5 protein-coding genes are annotated in these 4,766 nt (G+C 63.4%); 2 read left to right on the top strand and 3 right to left on the bottom strand.

Going from position 1 to position 4,766, the window contains the following annotated elements; translation table 11 throughout:
• From ACLK1G_RS22610 to speB, 3 genes are all read right to left on the bottom strand, one after another.
• Positions 1–1,520: purine-cytosine permease family protein (locus tag ACLK1G_RS22610; protein ID WP_420767431.1), on the bottom strand; the 1,520-nt coding region annotated here is incomplete at its 3' end.
• Positions 1,521–1,571: 51 nt separating this feature from the next.
• Positions 1,572–1,979, bottom strand: coding sequence for a YybH family protein (locus tag ACLK1G_RS22605; RefSeq protein ID WP_420767429.1), 408 nt, complete (start codon positions 1,977–1,979; stop codon positions 1,572–1,574).
• Positions 1,980–1,988: 9 nt separating this feature from the next.
• Complete coding sequence (gene speB / locus ACLK1G_RS22600; RefSeq protein ID WP_420767428.1) at positions 1,989–2,939, bottom strand: agmatinase; 951 nt, start codon at positions 2,937–2,939, stop codon at positions 1,989–1,991.
• Between the two features lie 333 nt (positions 2,940–3,272).
• Here speB and ACLK1G_RS22595 point away from each other — a divergent pair, with 333 nt between their 5' ends.
• Together ACLK1G_RS22595 and ACLK1G_RS22590 are read left to right on the top strand one after the other, a co-directional pair.
• Positions 3,273–4,166: a LysR family transcriptional regulator gene (locus ACLK1G_RS22595; protein ID WP_420767427.1), complete on the top strand. Its 894-nt coding sequence runs from the start codon at positions 3,273–3,275 to the stop codon at positions 4,164–4,166.
• A gap of 2 nt (positions 4,167–4,168) precedes the next feature.
• Positions 4,169–4,765, top strand: a complete 597-nt coding sequence (locus ACLK1G_RS22590) for a tRNA-uridine aminocarboxypropyltransferase (protein ID WP_420767426.1) — start codon at positions 4,169–4,171, stop codon at positions 4,763–4,765.
• The last annotated feature ends 1 nt before the right edge of the window (position 4,766 follow it).

Here is a 4,766-nt window from a genome sequence, read left to right as displayed (position 1 = left end):
CCCGGCCCCCCCGGCGCCCCCCCCCCCCCCCCCCCCCCCCCCCCCCCCCACCCCCCCCCCCCCCCCCCCCCCGGCCCATACACCGCCGCCGGTTCCGGAAACAGCCCCAGCAATGCCAGGTACACCACCGAGGCCAGCCCCAGGGTCACCGGCAGGCTGATGTCGATCCCACCGGCCAACTCACCCAGCGGCCCGACGAACTGTCCCGGCAAGTTGACGAAGCACAGCCCGACCAATGCGCTGGGAATCCACGCTCCCAGACCGCGCCAGTTCCAGCCGTGGCTGAACCAGTAGCGTCCGCCGGTCTCGCCTCGGGTGAACACTTGCAGGTCATCCGGGCAGTAGAAGCCGCGGCGCACCAGCAGCCCGATGATCATGATCACCATCCACGGCGTGGTGCAGGTGATGATCAGCACGGCGAAGGTCGAGACGCTCTGCACAAGGTTTGCCGCGAAGCGGCCGATGAAGATGAAGGCAATCGACATGACGCCGATCAGCAGCGTCGCCTTGACCCGCGACAGCACCCGTGGGAATACGCTGGACATGTCCAATCCCGTGCCATACAGCGATGTGGTGCCGGTGGACATGCCACCGATCACCGCTATCAGGCACACCGGCAGGAAGAACCATCCCGGCGAAACCGCCAGCAGCCCGCCCACGTAGTTGTTTGCCGCGATGTAGTCCGGCGCCTTGGTCGCCACGATGGTGGCGGTGGCGAGGCCGAACAGGAACGGGATCAGCGTTGCCAACTGAGCGGCAATCACCGCCAGCATGATGTGTCGCTTGGGGGTATTTCGCGGAATGTAGCGCGACCAGTCACCCAGGAAGGCGCCGAAAGAAATCGGGTTGCTCATGGCCACCAGTGCCGCGCCGATGAAGGCGGCATAGAAGCCTGTTTGGCCGAGGACGACCGTGCCGGCGAACTGGCTGTCGAAACTCGGCGCGAAGGCGAAGATGCCCAGCAGGAACAACAGGCTCGCGGCCCACACGGCGATGCGATTGACCCACAGCATGAAGCGGAAGCCGTAGATGCACACCGTCAGCACCAGCAGGGCGAACAGGCCGTAGGCCAGGCCCAGACTCAAGTCGGTTTCCGGCACACCGACCAGCCGCTTGGCGCCGCCGATCAGCGCGTCCCCCGAACTCCATACCGACAGGGAGAAGAACGCGATAGCGGTCAGCAGCGACAGGAACGAGCCGACGATCCGGCCGTGAACACCGAAATGCGCGCCGGACGAAACCGCGTTGTTGGTGCCGTTGAGCGGGCCGAACAGGCCCATCGGCGCAAGGATGATCGAACCGACCAACACCCCCAGCACGATCGCCCAGACCCCGGCCTGGAACGAAAGGCCGAACAACACCGGGAAACTGCCGAGCACGGCGGTGGCAAAGGTATTGGCGCCGCCGAAGATCAGTCGAAACAGATCACCCGGGCCGGCGGTTCGTTCATGGTCCGGGATCTGCTCGACCCCGTTGGTTTCAATCTGCGTAAGGCTTTTATCGTTATTGTTATTCATGATCTGCTCCGATCATCAAGGCGCGTTCATCGTGCGTGAACGTCGCCTGCTTGGCTAAGGGGGTGGCAGCCCTTCCGGCATTGCGGACAAATGTTCATGACAGGCCAGCCATAGGCCTTGTTGTTCTTGGCGAAACACGATGGTTTCGCGCTCCTGGCTAAAGTGAAGCTCCCCTTGCATGCGCAGCTCGGTGGCCACGTCATGGATGAAAATCGCCACGTCCCCTTGCAGGCTGACGAAGGCGTTGCTCGAGGTGCAGCTCAGCACCTCGAAGCCATCCTCGGACCGCCAGCGATCCCACAACGCCTGGTAGGCATCGCGCGACAGCAGCGGCTGTTCGAGGGTGTGGAACACGAAGCTCGCATCGGTGCTGAACGCGCCGAAGTAAGCCTCGCGATCGTTGCGGGCGAAGGCCGACACCAGATCGGCGGCGGCTTCGAGGACTTGATCTCGATCGTTCATGGCCGCGCCTCAGCGATGAACCACGCCGGGCAGTACGCAGAGCATCTCGTACAGCAGGTTGGCGCCCAGCAGCGAGGTGTTGCCGGTGGTGTCGTACGGCGGCGAAACTTCTACCAGATCGCAACCGACCAGGTCGAGGCCCTGGCAGCCGCGGACGATTTCGATTGCCTGGATGGTGGTCAGGCCGCCGATTTCCGGGGTGCCGGTGCCTGGCGCCCAGGCCGGGTCGATGCCGTCGATGTCGAAGCTCAGGTACACCGGTCCGCCGCCGACTTTCTCGCGCACTTCGGCCATCAGCGGTGCCAGGGATTTGTGCCAGCACTCTTCGGCCTGGACCACGCGAAAGCCCTGGTTGCGACTCCAGTTGAAATCCTCGGCGGTATAGCCCTGGGCGCGCAGCCCGATTTGCACCACGCGGTCGCAATCGAGCAGGCCTTCTTCCACGGCGCGGCGGAAGGTGGTGCCGTGGGCGATTTTCTCGCCGAACATGTGGTCGTTCACGTCGGCGTGGGCGTCGATGTGCACGAGGCCGACCTTGCCGTGTTTTTTGTGGATCGCCCGCAAAATCGGCAGGGTAATGGTGTGGTCACCGCCCAGGGTCAGGGGGATGACGTTGTGTTCGAGGATCTTGTGGTACGACTCCTCGATGATTCGCACGGCATCGAGCAGGTTGAAGGTATTGATCGCCACGTCGCCAATGTCCGCCACCGACAAGGAGTCGAACGGCGCGGCACCAGTGGCCATGTTGTAGGGGCGGATCATCACGGATTCGGCGCGGATTTCGCGCGGCCCGAAACGGGTGCCGGCGCGCAGGGACGTGCCGATGTCCAGCGGCACGCCGACAAAGGCAGCGTCCAGGCCGGCGGCGGTGGGCACGTGGGGAAGTCGCATCATGGTGGCGATGCCGCCGAAGCGCGGCATTTCGTTGCCGCCCAGTGGTTGGTGAAGAATCTTGTCCACGGGTAGGGCCTCATCGTTTGTTTTATTTATCAGGGGCCGATTCTGCGAAAAGCCTGTGCCGTGAAGAATCGCTGGCGGCAAATACTTAGTTCAGATTTTTCTAAACTAATGGCGGGCGGGGCGATAGACTCCGCAGCGGCGCAATCCTGGGGCAAATGACGCCCCCTGTGGCGAGGGGATTTATCCCCGCTGGGGCGCGAAGCGGCCCTAAACCCTGATATCCCGGTGTATCAGGCGGATTGAGTTGACTGTCTTGGGGCCGCTTCGCAGCCCAGCGGGGATAAATCCCCTCGCCACAAATGTGCATTGACCTGCTTGTATGGAGACACCCCCATGGCCAACGCTCTACCCGACCTGAAACTGCTGCGCATCTTCGTCAGCGTGGTCCGGCACCAGGGGTTTGCCAACGCGCAGCACGAGCTCAACCTCTCCACATCGGCCATCAGTACCTACATGAGCCAACTCGAATCGGCCCTGGGCCTGGTGCTCTGTCATCGCGGGCGGGGTGGGTTCAGCCTGACCAGCAAGGGCGAGTTGTTCCATCAGGAAACCTTGCGGCTGCTCGGCGAACTCGAAGGCTTCGAGCAATATGCTGCGGCCCTCAAGGGCGAGTTGCGCGGCACCCTGAACCTGGGGGTGATCGATTCCACGGTGAGCGACAAAGCCTTGCCGTTCGCCGAAGCCATCGGCGCGTACAGTCAGGAACACCCGGCGGTGCATCTGCACCTGTCGGTCCTGAGCCCTTACGAATTGCAACTCGGCGTCCAGGACAACCGCCTGGACCTGGCCATCGGCGCGTTTTCCACGCGCATGAGTGGGCTGGTCTACATGCCGCTGTACCGCGAGCAGCACTGGTTGTATTGCAGCAGTCGCCACCCGTTGTTCGGCGAACGACGTATCCCGGAGCAACTCATCACCCAGCAGCGCATGGTCGGGCGCGGTTACTGGAGCCAGGCCGAGCTGGCCCGCCATGGCTTCAAGCACAGCGCGGCGACAGTGGAAAGCATGGAGGCCCAGTTGATCCTGGTACTGTCGGGCGCCTACATCGGTTATCTGCCCGAGCATTACGCTCAGGCCTGGGTCGACAAGGGCGATTTACGCGTGCTGCTGCCGGCGACGTTTGGTTATCAGGCGCCGTTCTCGATGATCGTGCGCCGTGGCCGCAGCCGCGAGCCGCTGATCCAGACCTTCCGTGATCTGCTCAAAGCTCAACTGAACCAGGCCTGACCATGTCCAGAATCCACTGCCCACGTTGCCTCAGGCCGCAAAGCCATTGCCTGTGCCCTTTGATCCCCAGCCTCGACAGCCGCACCCGCGTGTTGCTGTTACAGCATCCCAGCGAGGTGAACCATGCCCTGAACACCGCACGGCTGGCGGCGTTGGGGCTCAACAATGCCGAATTGATCGTGGGCGAGGTGTTCGAGGATCTGCCATGGCTGCTCGATCAACCGGGTTACCGGGCGCGGTTGTTGTTTCCCGCCGACGATGCGCAGCCGCTGCAAGCCTACACCGCCTGCGATGAGCCGCTGCTGTTGGTCGTTCCTGACGGCACCTGGCGCAAGGCCCGCAAGTTACTGCACCTCAACCCGCTGCTGGCGGCACTGCCAAGGGTGACCTTGGCCGACGGCGGCGTGTCCCGCTATCGCTTGCGCAAGGCGCCAGGGCCAGGGGCGTTGTCGACGGTGGAGGCGATCGCCCAGGCGTTGCAGACGCTTGAGACACCGGTGAGTTTCGAGCCGTTGTTGCGGCCGTTCGAGGCGTTGATCGAGGGGCAAATTGCGGCGATGGGGGAGGAGACGTTTCGGCGCAATCATGCTGAAAAATAGA

This window comes from Pseudomonas algeriensis, assembly GCF_048847255.1.
Classification (GTDB): domain Bacteria; phylum Pseudomonadota; class Gammaproteobacteria; order Pseudomonadales; family Pseudomonadaceae; genus Aquipseudomonas.
Note: the sequence above shows the minus strand (reverse complement) of the source record. Positions and strands in the feature narration are given on the sequence as shown.